Genomic DNA, 14,472 nt, shown 5'->3' with positions numbered 1-14,472 from the left:
TATGTGGCCACCCTAGCAGCGGACGATTCCACATCGTACGAGTCCAGGGAGATCCACCTGGGACCGCGCGCGGGCGACACCTACATCGTGCTGCACGGCCTGGAAGAAGGCGAAAGCGTCGTGTCGCACGGCGCCTTCAAGATCGACGCGTCGATCCAGATCCAGGCGAAGCCCAGCATGATGAATCCAGAGGGCAGTGAGGCCACGACTGACCCGCACGCTCTAATGGGGATGTGAGGTGGATCCTCGGCACACCCTCATCGGCCGGCTGATCGGAGCGTGTCTCGACAACACGCTCATCGTCACCCTTCTCGCAGGGTTGTTCCTCGCCTTGGGTGTCGCCAACGCGCCCTTCGACTGGGATGTCGGCTTACCACGCGATCCGGTGCCCGTCGACGCGATTCCAGATACCGGCGAGAACCAGCAGATCGTCTTCACCGAGTGGACGGGCCGTTCTCCCCAGGACATTGAAGACCAGGTCTCCTATCCGCTGACCGTGGCACTGCTGGGCGTTCCCGGCGTCAAGACGATCCGCTCGGCTTCGTACTTCGGATTTTCGTCGATCTTCGTGATCTTCCAGGAGGACGTCGAATTCTATTGGTCCCGTTCGCGTATTCTCGAGAAGCTTGCGTCGTTGCCACCCGGAACGCTGCCAGACGGGGTGTCGCCAGCCCTCGGCCCCGACGCGACGCCCCTGGGTCAGATCTTCTGGTACACGCTCGAGGGGCAAGATGAAGAGGGCCACGCCACCGGCGGTTGGGACCTCCACGAGCTTCGTTCCGTTCAGGACTGGACGGTGCGCTACGCGCTTCAGGGTGTAGCGGGGGTGGCCGAGGTTGCCTCGATCGGTGGTTTCGTTCAGGAATACCAGGTCGACGTCGACCCCGATGCGATGCGCGCGCGCAATGTCACGATCGAACAGATCGAGCGCGCAGTCGCGCAATCGAACCTCGACGTGGGAGCGGGCACCATCGACATGAACGGGGTTGAGTACCTGGTGCGCGGCGTCGGCTTCCTCAAGGACGTCGACGACCTAGCACGAACGGCCATCACTGCCTCCTCGGAGCGAAACCCCATCTACATCGAAGACGTTGCGCACGTTGGACTGGGTCCGGCGGCGCGGCGCGGTGCGCTCGACAAGATGGGCGCCGAGACGGTCGGCGGCGTTGTCGTGGCGCGCTACGGCGCGAATCCGCTGGCGGTGATCGATCGGGTTGTCGAGCGAATCGAAGAAATCTCGCCGGGGCTTCCTTCGAAGCGCTTGGCAGACGGTCGAGTGTCCAAGCTCGCAATAGTCCCGTTCTACGACCGCACAAAGCTCATCCACGAGACACTGGGCACTTTGAGCGCGGCGATATTCCAGCAGATCCTCATCACCGTCATCGTGGTGCTCGTCATGGTCCGACACCTGCGCGGTTCGATGCTCGTGTCCAGCCTGTTGCCCTTCTCGGTCCTGTTCTCGTTCGTGTGCATGCGTCGCTTCGGCGTCGACGCCAACATCGTTGCGCTCTCCGGTATAGCGATCGCTATCGGTACCATGGTCGATCTCGGCATTGTGCTCACCGAAAACACACTGCAACACATGGACGATCCGGATTCCACAGACAGCGTTCGGGATCGCGTCCACCTGGCGGCGGCAGAGGTCGCCCCCGCACTCCTCACCGCAGTCGCAACCACAGTGGTGAGCTTCCTTCCGGTGTTTTTCATGGACGGACCGGAGGGGCGCTTGTTCAAACCCCTGGCATTCACCAAGACCTTCGCTTTGATCGGCGCAGCGATTTCCGCTCTCACCCTGCTGCCGGTGCTCGCGACGTGGCTGTTCGCGCGGCGCTCGGGACGCTCTGACCGCCCAGCGCCCGGCGCCATCGCAGTGTTGGCCCTAGGGGCGGTGCTGCTATTCGTTGGCCCGCCCTGGATGGGCGGATTCGCGCTCGCCTACGCAGGGCTCGAGCTGCTGGAAGCGCGTCTTCCTGGCGCGATACGATCCCGGCGCGAATGGCTGCAGCTCGCACTGGTCGTCGTCGGCGTCGCCATTGCTCTCGCGGCTGACTGGGTGCCACTCGGTGGTGAGCGCAGCAACTTTGCGAACCTGATGTTCGTCGCAGTGAGCTTCGGCGTGCTACTCGGCGCCTTCGCCGCATTCAAGCGCGCCTATCCGTGGTTGCTGGCCACATTTCTCGCGCACAAGCTGCGCTTCGCCCTACTGCCCACGGTGACCTTCCTCTTCGGAATGACCGCCTGGATGGGCGTGGACGTCACCCTCGGCTTCGTACCCGATTTTGCGCGGGCCAACCCTGCCTGGCGCGCGCTCACCCGGGCCTTCCCGGGAGTTGGGCAGGAGTTCATGCCGGCCCTCGACGAGGGCTCCTTCCTCTACATGCCCACCACCATGCCACACGCGTCCATCGGCGAGGCGCTGGACCAGCTCCAGACGCTCGATCGGCTGATTGCGTCAGTACCCGAGGTAGACACGGTTGTCGGAAAACTTGGTCGTGCCGGCAGCCCACTCGACACTGCACCCATCTCGATGTTCGAGATCGTCGTCAACTACCGCTCCGAATATCTCAGCGACGAACAAGGCCGTCCCCTGCGTTTCGTACACGATGGCGACAGCTTCACTCGCGACGCGGCGGGCGACTTGATTCCCGACCCTTCTGGCCGCTCGTATCGAGTGTGGCGGGACAAGATCCAGAGCTCAGATGACATCTGGACTGAAATTGTAAACGCAGCACAGCTCCCCGGTGTGACGTCAGCACCGAAGCTGCAGCCGATCGCGGCGCGCACCGTCATGCTCCAGAGCGGCATGCGGGCACCGATGGGGGTGAAGATCAAGGGGCCGACGCTCGAAGCGCTCGAAACGGCCGGCTTGCAGATCGAGCGTCTCCTGAAGGAAGTGCCGGAAGTCAACGCGAACGCGGTCATCGCGGACCGCGTCGTCGGCAAGCCCTATCTCGAGATCGTGATCGACCGGGAGGCGATTGCGCGCTTCGGGATCAGCGTTCAGGGAGTGCAGAATATCGTCGAGGTCGCGATCGGCGGCCGCACCATCACACGTACGGTGGAGGGGCGTCAGCGCTACCCCGTGCGAGTGAGGTACATGCGTGAGCTGCGCGATCGACCCGACTCCCTTGGCGATGTGCTGATAACCGGTATCGGCGGAGTTCAGATTCCACTGCGCGAACTCGCCGAAATTCGCTACGTACGTGGCCCGCAGGTCATCAAGAGCGAGGACACCTTCCTCATCTCTTATGTCGTCTTTGATATGAAGGCTGGCCACTCCGAGGTGGAGGTCGTGCGCGCCGCGGACCGCCACCTCAGAGACGCAATCGACTCGGGGGAGTTCGAGGTCCCGGCGGGAGTGAGCTTCGTCTTCGCCGGAGCATTCGAGAATCAAGTTCGATCGCAACAGCGACTGATGCTGATTCTACCCCTCGCCATGTTCGTCATCTTTCTGTTGATCTACCTCCAGTTCAAGTCGGTGACGACGAGCCTGATCGTGTTCAGTGGCGTGGCCATTGCCTTTTCCGGTGGCTTCATCCTGATCTGGCTCTACGGAAGCCCCCACTTCCTCGATGTCAGCTTGTTCGGTGTAAATCTCCGCGACACGCTGGGGATTTCACCCGTGAACTTGTCGGTGGCGGTCTGGGTTGGCTTCATTGCGCTCTTCGGCATTGCCACCGACGACGGCGTACTGATGTCCAGTACCTTGGACCGCACCTTTGCTCGGGAGCGGCCGAACAGCGTGGAGCAGATACGCGCAACCGTTTTGGTAGCGGGCCAGCGCCGCATTCGGCCCTGTCTGATGACGACGGCGACGACGCTGCTGGCACTGCTTCCCATTCTTACCTCCTCGGGCCGTGGCGCGGACATCATGATGCCAATGGCGATTCCCGCCTTCGGAGGCATGCTGATCGCGCTCCTCACGCTCTTCGTCGTGCCGGTCCTCTACTGCAGTCGCGAGGAGTGGCTGCTCGAGCGAGGCAGCGGACTTTCTGCACACGCATCTGCAGCAGACCCTCCCAACTGAGTTCGCTGTCGTGCCGACGGATCCCGCCACTCTTGCCACCGCCTCGTTGCACGACACAGTCGAGGACACGCCAGCCACCGCGCAGGACATCGAGAGCAAGTTCGGCAAGCGAATTACCGTCGGCCTCGTGCTCATGATCGCGGTTTTCTGCGCCAGTCAACCGGCGGCCGATGGGGCGCGACCTCGCGGACACACTCTACAACCAGCAGAGCGGGGACCTCTGACGCGGCTGAGCGAGGAAGCCGCCCGGCGAGCGGGCCCGGGGGAATCGGGGCTCCTGTTGCTCGACCACAACGCAGAGGCGCTGCGGTGGCGCTTTGCGCTGATCGATTCGGCGACCCAGAGCCTGGATCTCCAGTGCTATCTCTGGAAGGGAGATGCGGCAGGGGCCTTGCTGGCGCGCCACATTCTTCGAGCGGCAGATCGCGGAGTTCGGGTACGCGTCCTCATCGACGACTTTCTGCTTACTCGCGATGACACTGATGAAGAGGGCTTCCAGCAACATCCGAACATCGACATTCGCACCTTCAATCCCTGGAATCGGGGCAGTTACGCCAATAGGCCCAACACCGTGAGACGCGTATGGGAGTTTGTCCGTCGCCCCGAGCTGAATCATCGAATGCACAATAAGGTCCTGATCGCCGACAACCATGTGGCGATTGCGGGCGGGCGAAACCTGGCGGATGAGTATTTTGGGCTCAACGAAGAGAAGAATTTCAAGGACCTCGACGTTCTCGCTATCGGCCCGGTCGTACCTGATCTCGCAGAGACGTTCGATGTTTTTTGGAACGACGAGTGGACCCACCCCATCGAAGCGCTCGCGCAGGAACGGAGAAACTCTGCAGACTTGACGCGTCTCTTCCGGCGGGTAGAAAGGATACTGGACGGCGCGCACGATCGGCTCCGCGAGTTTCCCCTGGAGCCCATCGCCTGGAACGAGCGATTGGTGGGGATGCTGGACCGGATGACCTATGGCCCCTCGGAAGCGGTGAGCGACGACCCGGCCGCGCTCCGCGATGGAGTTCCGGATCAGGTGTTTAGGTCGATCGGTGAGTTTGTCTCGGGCATCGAGAGCGAACTAACGATCGTTTCCGCATATTTCGTCCCGCGACAGGACCTCGTGGATTATCTCTCCGGGCTGACGGATCGTGGGATTCGCGTCCGTGTTTTGACCAACTCCCTCGCGTCGAACAATCACGCGATCGCGAGCAGCCAGTACAAGAAGTGGCGAAAGCCCCTACTCGCGGCCGGTGTCGAACTCTACGAGATGCGTTCAGACCGCCTCTGGACGAGGGGCATTGATACACCGCCAGTCGCCGCGAGGACCCATGTTCTGCACACAAAGGTGGTCATGGTGGATCGAAGCCGCATGTACATCGGTGCGCTGAATATCTCGCCTCGCGGGGTAGAGCTGAATACCGAGAATGGACTCCTGATTCGGGATCCTGCGCTAGCCGGCCAATTCGCCGCCATTGTTGCGAGAGACCTCGAGCCGGCGAACGCCTGGCGGGTGCAGCTAGACGAAGGGGGTCGCCTCTATTGGGAATCCAGCGCCGGAAAAGTCACGCGCCAACCTGCCGACGACGGCTTGCAACGGTTTTTGGATTGGTTCTTCGGGCTCTTTCCGCTGGCGGATCAGATCTAGCCCGCTCCCGTGACAGGTTCTCGTCGTGACGACTATGGCGATCTTGATTGCATTCGTTCTGGGGTTCGGTGCCCGTCTGATCGGGCTTCCTCCGCTAATCGGATTCCTTGCGGGGGGCTTCATCCTTCACGCCCTGCGCCTGGACGGCGGCGAGTTGCTCGCCGTCCTCGGCGAATATGGCGTCTATCTGCTGCTCTTCTCGATCGGTCTGAAGTTGCGTCCCAGCAGCCTTCTGCGGCCGGAGGTCTGGGGCGTGGCTTCCGTCCAAATGGGACTCCTCTGGCTGGCTCAATGCTCTAGCCTCCGAAGCATCCACTGTTTTGGGGGAAGTCCAAACTGCTGGTATTCATCGCTGGTGAACTGGGTGAATTCAATTGGTCGTCGTAACACCTTGAAAGTGGGGAGTTGCCACAGCGCCATCAAGACAGCCTGCAGTACCAATTGGCGATCCTGGCGGGCACTCATCGACCAGCTCACCACCCGCCCGGAGTAGAGGTCCACCACCACCGACAGATAGAGCCACCCTTCGGCAGTTCGGATGTAGGTGATGTCGGTCACCCACTTGGTGTTGGGTTCGTCCGCAGTGAAGTCTCGAGCCAGATGGTTTTGAACGTGATCCGGCCGAGTGCCCGTGGGCTTCGTCCGCCAGCGACGCCGCCGAGGAATCCCGCGAAGGCCGTTGTCCCGCATCAAACGAACCACGCGGTTGCGGCTGCACGGTTCTCCCAGATATCGACGGCAGCGAGTGGAAGCTGCTCGTGAGTAAAGAGCCCTTCCCGGGAGAGTTGTTGGCACCGAGTTCGTCCCCATCGCTACCGGCGAAAAAAACCGCCAGGAAGCCAACGTCGAGTTCGAATCCCGGTCCTGCTGTCCTGCGTCGGCGAGTCCTGGTCGAGGACATTCTGGAAGTGACGGGTGATCAGCAAAGCGAGGCGTTCTACCACCGCACGCCCGGAAGGCATTGTGGATGCTCAGCGCTGTTTTGCCCGCTCGAGATCCAGCTCCCCTCCCCGTTTCAGCAATCCAAGATCACTCGACACGGTCACCATGCGGTAGCCAGTGTCCTCGTGCTTGGCTGCGAGTTCGGCCGTGCCGTGTATACCCGCAACGATTCCCCGGGCCGCACAACTCTTGGCGATCGAGCGATAGGCCTCCTGGTAGGCCCCGTCGTTGTCGAGACCCGGTGGCTGCCCCAGCGAAAGACTCAAGTCGTTGGGCCCGACGTAGATGGCGTCGATCCCCGGCAGTGCGATGATCGATTCGATTTCCGCCAACGCTTGTCGGGTTTCGATCATCGGGACGCAGACGACTAGATCATTGGCTGCTTCGAAGTAGTCCGGCCCCCAGGTCATGGAAGCCCGCACGGGTCCATAACTTCGGCTGCCCTCCGGCGGGTAGCGACATGCACTGATCGCTCGGCAGGCATCGTCTGCGGTATGGATCAACGGAACGATGATTCCCAGAGCCCCTGCGTCCAGCGCGCGGTTAATCGCCGCAGCATCATTGGAGGGAACTCGCACGAAGGGTGTGGCATCGCTGCAGCTGATCGCGACCAACATTTCAGCCGCAGCGGGATAATCGATCAGCCCGTGTTGGAGATCGATACAGACATAGTCGAAACCAGCACGCGCCATCGCTTCACTCGACAGCGAACTCGGAATGGACAGCCAGGCCCCATAGGCGATCTCGCCGCGTTGCCACAATTCTTTGACTCGATTGATCGCCATCCATTTCTACCTGTTGTTATCTATCTATCAGTGTCTATCGATCAACGTCTACCTGCCGCCGCAGATCATACCCGACGGTCGCCGGTCTTCCTCGCTGCAGCGCGCCGGAACTTTCTGAAATTGTCTCGTTTTCATCGTTGGAAATCTCGCCCGGATCTCCCATCGAGCTATTCTGACAATTGGTTAAAACTGTCCGACGGGAGGATGCAATGGTGCTGCGACTCTTGCAGTGGATCGTGGCGCAAGAATGGCTGATGCGTCTGTGCGGACCCCTGTTCGGGCCATTCAATCCGTTCTTGCCCGAGTTCCGGCGAGACCCCCATGCGACGTTTCGACGCATGCGCGAGCAACGACCCTTCTACTACAGCCGCGTCTTCATGGCGTTCATCGCCACCCGCTACGAAGACGTCCAGTTCATCCTGCGCGACAAAAACTTCACCACCGATCGCAGCCAAACGAAGGTCATGAAGGGCATCGCCAAGAGTGCCAAAAAAGACCCTGAATTCTGGGCGATGATCGACCGCAACCTGCTGATGCTCGACGGCGACGAACACCGAAAGCTCCGCGGACTGGTGAGCAAGGCCTTTACCCCGCGACGCGTCGAAGGCTTGCGACCCCGCATTCAAGCCGTCGTCGACGATCTCATGGATCAAATGGCGAAGAGCGAAGATGTCGAGTTGATCCGCGATCTGGCGCACCCGCTTCCCATCGCTGTGATCCTGGAAATGTTGGGTCTGCCGTCGAAGGATCGCGAGAAGTTCGCGGCCTGGTCGAGGCTACTCGTACAACTCCTCGACCCGCTTCAAGCTCGGGGCGGGGACGCATCCATTCGCACCGCCGTGAGAGAGCTCAACGCCTACCTGCGCCCGCTGCTCGAAGAACGCCGGGCCCACCCGAAGGATGACTTACTGTCGGCGATGCTCGAAGCGGAAGAAGATGGCAACCGCATGAACGAGCGCGACCTGATGGCACTCGTGAGCTTGATCCTGGTGGCCGGACACGAAACCACAACTCATCTGATCGCCAACGCGGTAGTCCAATTGCTGCGCAACCCGGGCGAGCGCAAGCGGTTGCAGGACAATCCAGCGTTGATCGAAACCGCAGTGGATGAGTTCTTGAGGTTCGCGGGTCCGATCCTGCTGACCGATCGAGCCGCAATCGAAGACTGCGAGGTAGGGGGGCATAGAGTTCGCGCGGGGGATCTGGTCGTGGTGGTTCTGGCTGCTGCCAATCGCGATCCGGCGCAGTTTTCGCATCCGGAGCAATTGGATCTTGGGCGAACGGAGAACCAGCATCTCGGGCTTGGTCTCGGCAACCATTTCTGTATGGGGTCGCTGTTGGCAAAGTTGGAGACGGAGATTGCGATTACGACACTGTTGCGGCGATTTCCGGAATTCTCGGGATCTGGAGAGCCTGAGGAGTATCTGCGATCGATGATGTTGTGGGGGCCTACTGCGTTGCCGATTGAGCTTGGGGGTGGGCGTTGTTGCTAGATAGGGAATTACTCCGTTCGGTTGCGGGGGGAGGCGGCTCGGGGGAGCTTGCTTTACTGGGCATGTTGCCCGCTGGGCAATGAGGGAAAGGACGGTTTGGTAGTGCGGACGGGGTGGGCTTCGGCGGGGGAACTGGGTGGGGGAGAGTTTTTAGCCCGGAATTGCGGAGAGGTCGATCAGGCCGCGTCTGCGCCAGCCTTTGCTGAGGAGCCAACTCACCGCCTTGGCGACTCCTACTTCTTCCTCGGTGGATGCCTTCACGCGCAAGCTCTTTGAGGTTGCGCGCCAGCCGTCGAACTGACTGCCCGAAGAGGCTTCGTCGATCTTCACGGGTGGCGCATGGCCGTTTCGCTGTTTGAAGTGCTTTCGGATATTGAGAAGTACATAACGAAGCGCGTTGCGCACCTGCTGGGGCGAAGTGAGAAGCTGAACGTGATACCGGCCTGCAATCACCTTACCGGTTCGCTTAAAGACACGATTCACAGCCAGTGCAAACCGAGCAGCAATCGACTTCATGCCCCGGGAGAGGGCATCTCGAGACTCAGCCTCGACAATCATGTGAAGATGATTGTGCTGGATGGAGTACTCAACCAACCGGAAGTCGCCGCGCTCACACCCCCGGGAGAATGTCTTCCGCACTTCCATCACGAGTGATCGTTGCCGAAGATTCGAGAGTCCCTTTACAACACGCAACGTCACATGGGCGGGAGTGAGTTTATTAAAATCAGATCGTTGTCGATGAGGCACCTGGCCACGTCCAACCCGCTTGGCCCCAGCCCCTTTGCGCGGTCCCCCATGTCCAGAGGTCATGCGCTTCTGCAAGACATAGTCAGCGAGTTCCAACTGCTTGATTACTGCCATGCCTCTACTGTAGCAGAACCATCGCCCCAATCAACCTAATAATGCGTCAGATAAATAAAATAAACACAACCACAACTCGTGAACTTTCATTCACCCCCTGTCCGCGCCACCGCCACACCCCGCACTAACCCATCACCCCCGAAAACCTCCCTTTCCCTCATTGCCCAAATGGCAACACGCCCAGTACAGCAAGACCCCCGATCCTCACCCCCAAAGCCCCGCAACACCCCCTCCCCCATCCACTCCGAGAACACGATTGACCCAACCCATAAACTCCCCAGTCCGCGTATTTCCCCATTGACGAAAGGCGAAAATAAGACGAAAGTAGCATCATGCCTCCCCCGCATGCGACCCTACAGCCGTCCCGGCTTCAAGCTCTGCTTCGCGAGCTCGATCGCGAGCTGAGTCCTGAGCTGCAGAAAACCATTCAAACAGCGAGCCAGCGCCGGAACGACTCGTCCAGGTATTCCGCTAGGTATCCCACCGGTCTGTCTGATATCGACGAGTTGGTTGGCGGCGGTTTTCCGGCTGGCTGTTTGAGTGAAATTTTCGGGCCGACCTCCTCGGGCCGCACCACCCTGGTGCTCGGCTTGCTCGCTCGGGCGACCCGTAGCGGGGTCCACGTCGCATGGGTCGACTGTGCAGAGGCCTTCGATCCGCCTTCGGCCGAAGCTGCGGGGGTGGTGCTCGAACGCGTGCTCTGGGTGCGGGCGCAACAATCCCTCGTTGCTCTGCGCTGCACCGAACGCATTCTCGAAACCGAAGGCTTTGACCTCGTGGTGTTGGACCTCAGCCGCCGGGTTCGAGCGCGGAATTCAAAGCTGAATCGAAGAGACAACAAGACCTTCATCCCACAGGCGGCTTGGCTGCGCCTCACGCGGCTCACCGCGAGGAAGCAGAACACCCTCATCCTGCTCTCCGATGAGCGGCTCGCGGGGGCCCGAGCGGCACTCGCCCTCGAGATGCAGCCCGCCATCGCGCACTTCACCGGGACACCTGCTCTCCTCGAATCCCTTGAAACCCGCGCGCTGCTGGCTCGCTGCCGGCCGGATCATGCGAAAGACCGGAAGATCAAACTGAAATCGAGAGCCGCGTCTCGCGCGGCGTAGCCCCCATGCGTATCGCTTGTCTCCTCATTCCCGACCTTCCCCTGCGCGCTGAACTGCGCGCCCACCCCCACCTCGCCGGGCGGCCCCTCGCCATCACCACGGGCACCACGGGCACCACAGGCGCCGACGCCCGGGCGGAGATCATCGCGCTCTCCCCCGAAGCCGTGGCCACAGGCCTTACCACGCCCTGCAGCGTGAGCCATGTCCGCAACCTGTCTTCCCAGGTAACGATTCGCACCGCTTCCCCCGCACTCGAACGCACGACCCGAGAAGCCCTGCGCGACATCGCCCTCTCCTTCTCGCCTCGCGTGGCACTCGCGCCAAGGGCTGCGGGAATCTTCGTTTGTGAAGGCGCGGTCTTTCTCGATGCCACGGGGGTCTCTTCGATCTATCACTCCGAAGCCGGCTTTGCCGCGGCACTCGCAGCACGCGCACAATCTCTGGGGCTCCCGGGAACCATCGCCATCGCCTCCACCCGCGGCATCGCCAAAATCGTCGCGCGCAAGTTGGCCATTCCCGCGCTCGCCCAGGCGACTGGCAGCGACCTCATTGCAAGATCAAGTGCGGCAAGATCAAGTGCGGCAAGATCAAGTGTGAAAGAACCTGCGTGCTGCATCCTCACGCCAAGCAACGAAGCAGCGATCCTCGCCCCTCTTCCTGTCGATCTGTTGAGTCCGAGCGACGAACTCGCCCAGAAGTTGACCCGCTTCGGTATTTACAGCGTGAGGGACTTGCTCGCCCTACCGAAGCGGGCGTTGGCCCAGCGCTTGGGTCCAGGCATCTTGCACCTGGTCGCCCGAGCCCAGGGCCTCGAGGTCGAACCTCCTTTGCCCGAACCCCGGGACGCGCGTCTGCGCGAAGCGATCGATCTCGAATACCCGATCGAAATCCTCGAACCGCTTTCCTTCGTGTTGCGGGGCATGCTCGCAAGACTCGCCGAGCGGTTGCTCCTGCGCGGCCTGGCCAGCGGCCCGATCGACCTCGAACTTGACCTCTGCGGCGGCGGACGAGACCATCGCCGCATCGGAGTCGCAGCACCCACCCGCGATCACCGGGTGCTGCTGCGCCTGGTCACCCAGGCCCTCGAAGCCCATCCCCCCGAAGCGCCGATCGAAGGGATCGCGGTCAGCACCGAAGGTCGCGTTCCGCGCAGCGACCAATTGGATCTCTTCCGCAACCCGGGACCCGACCCGGCTGCTCTTGACCGCACCTTGGCAGAACTTGAATCTCTCTGCGGCCCGGGCAAGGTCGGGGCACCCGCTGTGGTGGACGACAACCACCCCAATGCATTTGAACTCAGACCCTTCTCGGGCAACACAAGCTTACAAAACAGTATCTCGAAAAAAGGAGTTGTGGATTCAGACGGCACCTCTCTCGTCGTGCGAGCCCTGCGTCCTCCCGTGCTAGCCGAGGTCCAGATTCAAGACGGCTGCCCCTGTGTCATTCGCAGCGCAGTCGCTTGCGGTCGGATCATCAACGTCGCCGGACCGTGGCGCACGACCGGGCGCTGGTGGGCTGATGAGGGGCGCTTTGCACTGGACCACTTCGACGTACAAGTCAGTGACGGAACAATCCTTCGCCTGTGTTTTGATTGGGTGCATCGAGACTGGCAGATCGATGCAATCTACGACTAACATCCGCCGCCATAAAGACCAGGAACCGCAATCCACCCACAAGACCGTGTCAGCAGACCCGAAGGATGCCCCAGCATGAGTGCAAGCCAAAACGACCCGCGCCAGGATCACCGATTGGCCTTCTTGCGCGGCTTCCTGAATCGCCCCAAAGAAGTTGGCTCCATCATCCCAAGCTCGCGCTTCATGGAAAAGCGCATCGTCAACACCGCCGGCCTTGCCAACGCCAAACTCGCGATCGAACTCGGACCCGGAACCGGCGGCACGACCAAGGCCTTCCTGCGCGAGATGGCGCCCGACGCAAAGTTGCTCGCAATCGAGATCAATCCAGATTTCGTGAAGTTGCTGAAGGCGACCCTGCGCGACCCACGCCTGATCGTGCACGAAGGCAGCGCGGCCGACATTCCCGCAGCACTCGGCAAGTACGGGCTCAATCAACCCGAAGTGATTCTCTCGGGCATTCCGTTTTCAACCATGGACTGGGAACTCGGCTTGAGCATCCTGCGCTCGGTACACGCTGCACTTCCCATCGACGGTCGCTTTGTCGCTTACCAGTTTCGCGATCGGGTCGAGAGTCTGGGCAACGACGTATTCGGACGCGCCAATGTCCAGACCGAGCTGCTCAACATGCCCCCGATGCGCGTTTATTGTTGGGAAAAAGTTGTTGGGAAAAACTAGAGGACTAGTCCTCTAGTTTTTCGCCGCGCTTGATCTGCATGGAAAGTCCCGCCCGTTCCGCAGTTCCCTGGCTCGCGCGCTGCAGAGCCTTCGCGCCGAAGCGGTCGGCAATTTCGTCGAGCGCTCGATTGAGTTCGCTGCGCCGTTTCTTCTCCGGGGCTTCATCGAACAACGAGAGTTGAGGTGCCTCGCGGCTCTCGAGTCCCTCGGCGCAGACTCCGATCAGGCGAACCGACCCGCCGAGATCCGCATTCGCCAACAGCTTGCGCGCTTCGCGCGCGATCAGATCCCCGTCGTCCGTCGCTTCGGCGAGCGTGATCTGCCGCGAGCGCGCGGGATAGCCCCGCGGACCGGGAGCGCGTCGCTCGGCGGGACACCACTTCAATACGACGACCCGTGCTTTGAGTTCATCCCTGCGCAAGCGCCTGGCAACCGATTCGGCGTGGGTGAGAATCGTCGCCTCGAGTAACGCCGTCTCCGAGACGTCCTGGTTGAAGGTGTTCTCCTCGCTGTAGGACTTGGGCTCGCGATACGCCTCTACGTCGCGAATATCCTCGCCCCGGGCCAGACGTGCGATTTCGACTCCCCACTGTCCGACGCTGCGCCTAACCCGCTCTGGATCGCAATCGGCCAACTGGCCCAAATTCTCGAAGCCCGCCGCGTGCAGACGTTCGGCTCCCACGGGTCCCACACCCCAGATCGCACGCACGGGAAGCTTGGCCAGAAACGCACGCACGTCGCTGCGATGCACTTCGAGCAACCCGTCGGGCTTCGCCGCGGCGCTCGCGATCTTCGCAACCATCTTCACTGGTCCGATTCCGACTGAAACCGTCAACTGCGTCTCTTCCAGAACCCGTGCGCGCAAGCGAGTAGCAACCTCCCGAGGCGTTCCGAGCAACCGCTGTGTGCCCGTCAAGTCGAGGAAGGCTTCGTCGAGAGAAAGACCTTCGACCCGGGGAGAGAACTCGTCAAAGATCGCAAAGATGCGCCGAGACTCGCGCGCGTAGAGCGCCATATTGCCGCGAACGAAGATCAACTCCGGGCACAATCTGCGCGCTTCGAACGAGGGCATGGCGGAGCGCACGCCGAACACCCGGGCCTCGTAACTCGCGGCGGCTACGACACCCCGCCCGCCCTCGCCTCCGACTGCGATCGGCAAGCCGCGCAATTCTGGACGCTCGCGCTGCTCGACCGACGCGAAATAGGCATCCATATCGGCGTGGAGGATGACCCGTTCGAACTCGGGCGGATCGGGTTTCGGGTGGTCAGGAGAAAGAGAGGTTCGCTCGTCCGGCATGACT

The 14,472-nt window shown here is 61.4% G+C and carries 11 protein-coding genes and 1 pseudogene; 7 read left to right on the top strand and 5 right to left on the bottom strand.

Annotated features, from left to right (window positions below; genetic code table 11):
- The 3 genes from IH881_06765 to IH881_06755 all read left to right on the top strand — a co-directional run.
- Nucleotides 1–237, top strand: a 237-nt coding sequence (locus IH881_06765; protein ID MCH7867382.1) for a hypothetical protein, incomplete at its 5' end; no start/stop codon positions are given.
- A gap of 1 nt (nucleotide 238) precedes the next feature.
- Complete coding sequence (locus IH881_06760; GenBank protein ID MCH7867381.1) at nucleotides 239–4,027, top strand: efflux RND transporter permease subunit; 3,789 nt, start codon at nucleotides 239–241, stop codon at nucleotides 4,025–4,027.
- A gap of 10 nt (nucleotides 4,028–4,037) precedes the next feature.
- A complete protein-coding gene (locus tag IH881_06755; GenBank protein MCH7867380.1) occupies nucleotides 4,038–5,672 on the top strand; it encodes a phospholipase D family protein in 1,635 nt (544 codons plus the stop codon).
- A 94-nt stretch (nucleotides 5,673–5,766) separates the two neighbouring features.
- Here the strand turns inward: IH881_06755 and IH881_06750 are convergent, their stop codons facing one another.
- The 3 genes and pseudogenes from IH881_06750 to IH881_06740 all read right to left on the bottom strand — a co-directional run bounded on the left by IH881_06750 (nucleotide 5,767) and on the right by IH881_06740 (nucleotide 7,399).
- On the bottom strand, nucleotides 5,767–5,964 hold the full coding sequence (locus IH881_06750) for a hypothetical protein (protein MCH7867379.1): 198 nt from the start codon (nucleotides 5,962–5,964) through the stop codon (nucleotides 5,767–5,769).
- A gap of 113 nt (nucleotides 5,965–6,077) precedes the next feature.
- Nucleotides 6,078–6,407, bottom strand: a pseudogene (locus tag IH881_06745) (DDE-type integrase/transposase/recombinase).
- A 236-nt stretch (nucleotides 6,408–6,643) separates the two neighbouring features.
- Complete coding sequence (locus tag IH881_06740; GenBank protein ID MCH7867378.1) at nucleotides 6,644–7,399, bottom strand: hypothetical protein; 756 nt, start codon at nucleotides 7,397–7,399, stop codon at nucleotides 6,644–6,646.
- Between the two features lie 209 nt (nucleotides 7,400–7,608).
- On the opposite strand from IH881_06740, the gene IH881_06735 reads away from it, so the two are divergent.
- Nucleotides 7,609–8,892, top strand: coding sequence for a cytochrome P450 (locus tag IH881_06735; protein ID MCH7867377.1), 1,284 nt, complete (start codon nucleotides 7,609–7,611; stop codon nucleotides 8,890–8,892).
- 150 nt (nucleotides 8,893–9,042) lie between these two features.
- Here the strand turns inward: IH881_06735 and IH881_06730 are convergent, their stop codons facing one another.
- Nucleotides 9,043–9,753 (bottom strand): transposase, encoded by a 711-nt coding sequence (locus IH881_06730; protein ID MCH7867376.1) that lies wholly within the window; start codon nucleotides 9,751–9,753, stop codon nucleotides 9,043–9,045.
- Between the two features lie 332 nt (nucleotides 9,754–10,085).
- On the opposite strand from IH881_06730, the gene IH881_06725 reads away from it, so the two are divergent.
- The 3 genes from IH881_06725 (at nucleotide 10,086) to IH881_06715 (ending at nucleotide 13,171) form a co-directional block, all read left to right on the top strand.
- Nucleotides 10,086–10,862 (top strand): hypothetical protein, encoded by a 777-nt coding sequence (locus IH881_06725; protein MCH7867375.1) that lies wholly within the window; start codon nucleotides 10,086–10,088, stop codon nucleotides 10,860–10,862.
- A 5-nt stretch (nucleotides 10,863–10,867) separates the two neighbouring features.
- On the top strand, nucleotides 10,868–12,496 hold the full coding sequence (locus IH881_06720) for a hypothetical protein (GenBank protein MCH7867374.1): 1,629 nt from the start codon (nucleotides 10,868–10,870) through the stop codon (nucleotides 12,494–12,496).
- A 75-nt stretch (nucleotides 12,497–12,571) separates the two neighbouring features.
- Entirely contained in the window at nucleotides 12,572–13,171 is a 600-nt protein-coding gene (locus IH881_06715; GenBank protein MCH7867373.1) for a methyltransferase type 12, read from the top strand.
- 4 nt (nucleotides 13,172–13,175) lie between these two features.
- Here the strand turns inward: IH881_06715 and dinB are convergent, their stop codons facing one another.
- Nucleotides 13,176–14,468, bottom strand: a complete 1,293-nt coding sequence (gene dinB, locus IH881_06710) for a DNA polymerase IV (GenBank protein ID MCH7867372.1) — start codon at nucleotides 14,466–14,468, stop codon at nucleotides 13,176–13,178.
- Nucleotides 14,469–14,472 lie beyond the last annotated feature (4 nt).

The sequence above is a fragment of the Myxococcales bacterium genome (assembly GCA_022563535.1).
GTDB lineage: Bacteria > Myxococcota_A > UBA9160 > UBA9160 > UBA4427 > DUBZ01.
Note: the sequence above shows the minus strand (reverse complement) of the source record. Positions and strands in the feature narration are given on the sequence as shown.

What these genes read in the sequence shown, in the direction of transcription:
- IH881_06740 (MCH7867378.1), bottom strand. Translation starts at nt 7,399, where the DNA reads ATGGCGATCAATCGAGTCAAAGAATTGTGGCAACGCGGCGAGATCGCC.
- IH881_06730 (MCH7867376.1), bottom strand. Translation starts at nt 9,753, where the DNA reads ATGGCAGTAATCAAGCAGTTGGAACTCGCTGACTATGTCTTGCAGAAG.
- IH881_06720 (MCH7867374.1), top strand. Translation starts at nt 10,868, where the DNA reads ATGCGTATCGCTTGTCTCCTCATTCCCGACCTTCCCCTGCGCGCTGAA.
- IH881_06735 (MCH7867377.1), top strand. Translation starts at nt 7,609, where the DNA reads ATGGTGCTGCGACTCTTGCAGTGGATCGTGGCGCAAGAATGGCTGATG.
- IH881_06725 (MCH7867375.1), top strand. Translation starts at nt 10,086, where the DNA reads ATGCCTCCCCCGCATGCGACCCTACAGCCGTCCCGGCTTCAAGCTCTG.
- dinB (MCH7867372.1), bottom strand. Translation starts at nt 14,468, where the DNA reads ATGCCGGACGAGCGAACCTCTCTTTCTCCTGACCACCCGAAACCCGAT.
- IH881_06715 (MCH7867373.1), top strand. Translation starts at nt 12,572, where the DNA reads ATGAGTGCAAGCCAAAACGACCCGCGCCAGGATCACCGATTGGCCTTC.